The organism is Prevotella ihumii, assembly GCF_900155655.1.
Taxonomy (GTDB): domain Bacteria; phylum Bacteroidota; class Bacteroidia; order Bacteroidales; family Bacteroidaceae; genus Prevotella; species Prevotella ihumii.
Map to the genome: position 1 here is coordinate 1 of NZ_LT706998.1, position 2,326 is coordinate 2,326.

The following is a 2,326-nucleotide window of genomic DNA, read 5'->3' on the forward strand; positions in this document are numbered from 1 at the left end:
TTTTTGTTACCATACACCACTTCGGGCAACAATGTGTCCGACAAGCTACGGCTACAGATGGCAGGTGTTAGGACAAGACCTCTATTCAGGCTACAACTAAAAGCAGTAAAATGTATGAAAGCTATTTTCAGAGCAGTCTTCTATCTCAGAAGCAATTATGTGAACAAGGAGGGCAAGACCCCTGTCATGCTGAGAATCTATCTCAACAACGAACGCCTTTCCATCGGCTCGACGGGCATTGCTGTCCAACAGTCTCAATGGGACAGGGAGAAGGAACGATTGAAGGGAAGGACAACTGAAGCACTTTCCACCAACCTCGAACTTGACAACATTCAGAGCGGACTCCAGACCATCTTTAAGAAAGTAGAGATGACGGACGAGGTGTCCTTGGAGCGTATCAAGTCGGAGTATCTTGGCAAAAAGGAGGATGTGGACACCCTAATGAGCCTCTTCAACAAGCACAACAGTGATGTTGCACGGCAGGTAGGCGTGTCGGTCGAAGCTGCAACCTTACAGAAATACAACGTCTGCAAGAAACACTTCTCAAATTTCCTTCGTGATAAATACGGTCGGTCTGACATCCGCCTGTCCGAACTCGGCTATATTGTGATACACGACTTCGACATTTATCTCCGAACGGTTGTCGGGCAGAATCCCAACACCGCCACGAGGATGATGAAAACCTTCAAGACGATTACCATTCTGGGCAGGAAACTTGGTGTCCTGCACCATGATCCGTTCCTCAACATCCGTTTTCACATGGAACCGGTCAATCGTGGATTCCTCACAGACGAGGAAATCCTTAAAATTGCTAACAAGGATTTCGGCATCGGTCGTTTGGAACTTGTAAGGGACGTGTTCGTGTTCTCATGCTTCACGGGACTTGCGTACATAGACGTGTACAACCTCGCTCCGGAAAACATTGTCACGCTCAACGGCAAGCAGTGGATAATGACCAAGCGGCAGAAGACGAGCGTGGAGACCAACGTTCTTTTACTCGATATACCCAAGAGCATCATTGCAAAATATAGTGGCAAGACCTATCGTGACGGCAAACTTTTCCCCATGCTGACGAATCAAAAACTGAACAGTTATCTGAAGGAAATTGCCGATATTTGCGGTATCAAAAAGAACCTGACCTTCCACCTCGCCCGGCACACATTTGCCACGATGTCCCTATCCAAGGGAGTTCCCATCGAATCCGTAAGTAAGATGTTAGGACACACCAACATCAAGACAACGCAAATCTATGCCCGTATTACCAATAAGAAGATAGAACACGATATGGATGAGCTGGCTGACAAGTTGGGCTCTTTCAATACGGCATTAGGCATTTCCCCAAAATAATGTATATAACCCTAAAATTTTGAATTTATGACAACGACAAAGAAAGAACTTTCCTACTTCCGTCTGAAGTTGGAAGCGTATCTCGGAGAGCATTTTCCAGAGAGAGTGAATGACAATGCGTTTATAACCGCTCGAGCAGACGAGGCATTGACGGCTTACTGCGATGCCGTGGCGCAAGGTTTCTCCTACCCAGAAGCAGAGACGATGGCAAGCGAGGTACTGTACCACGACCTGCATTTCTCAAAGTATGATACCCTTGTTTCCTTACTGGAGCAGGAGTTTGAGAAGGAACTGCCAAGTCCGCTTCCCGAAAGGTTAGCACTAATTTTGCTGAACAACAAGGCAATTCAAGCGGTATTTGCCAAGTACGAACTCACGGACGACTTTGCGGCAGGTACAGAATACGACAAACTGTACACCGAACTGACCGGTACAATCGTGCTGCTCATCGAGGTCAATGGTCTGCCAACGATAGGCGGTGAGAACATGGCTTGATATAACACGAACGGGGGCTTTTGTAGTGTCAAGAGCCAAGATAAATGCTCCACTCCACACGTCAAGAGTTTTGCAAACACTTGTCTTTGTGTTGTGTGCGCATCTTGTTATCGCTCTTGAAACTATTAAAAGCCTCGATTATGAATAATACAATCATCATGAATCAAGACATTCAGCAGCCCGCCTTCATCAAGGCAGACGCATCGTATAAAACCGAGAAGAACAGGCAGCTGCCGACTTCTCCCAAGCAAGTCCGCCGCTTCGGTTGGACACGCTTCATCGAACTCGCCGTTCTGCTTTCCATCGTTATCGGTGCGATTTACCTCATCTCGAAGATAGTTACTCCGCAAGTCGTAACCGCCGTTTCGATTATTCTCGGTTTCCTGATACTACGCTTCATTGTTAAAGTTATTCTGCAAGTAACCTTTACAATCCTGCGTTGGCTGTTCTGGCTTGCCGTCATCTTGGCAATCCTGCTCTGTGT

At 46.9% G+C, this 2,326-nt stretch carries 3 protein-coding genes; all 3 read left to right on the forward strand.

Annotated elements, in window-relative coordinates:
• The first annotated feature begins 114 nt into the window (after positions 1-114).
• The gene (locus CZ367_RS13980; protein ID WP_202613102.1) at positions 115-1,347 is read left to right on the forward strand and encodes a site-specific integrase; all 1,233 of its coding nucleotides are present in this window, start codon (positions 115-117) and stop codon (positions 1,345-1,347) included.
• Between the two features lie 27 nt (positions 1,348-1,374).
• On the forward strand, positions 1,375-1,842 hold the full coding sequence (locus tag CZ367_RS13985) for a DUF1896 domain-containing protein (protein WP_077195296.1): 468 nt from the start codon (positions 1,375-1,377) through the stop codon (positions 1,840-1,842).
• 140 nt (positions 1,843-1,982) lie between these two features.
• Positions 1,983-2,326 (forward strand): hypothetical protein (locus tag CZ367_RS13990; RefSeq protein ID WP_077197564.1); only part of this gene is annotated, 344 nt, incomplete at its 3' end.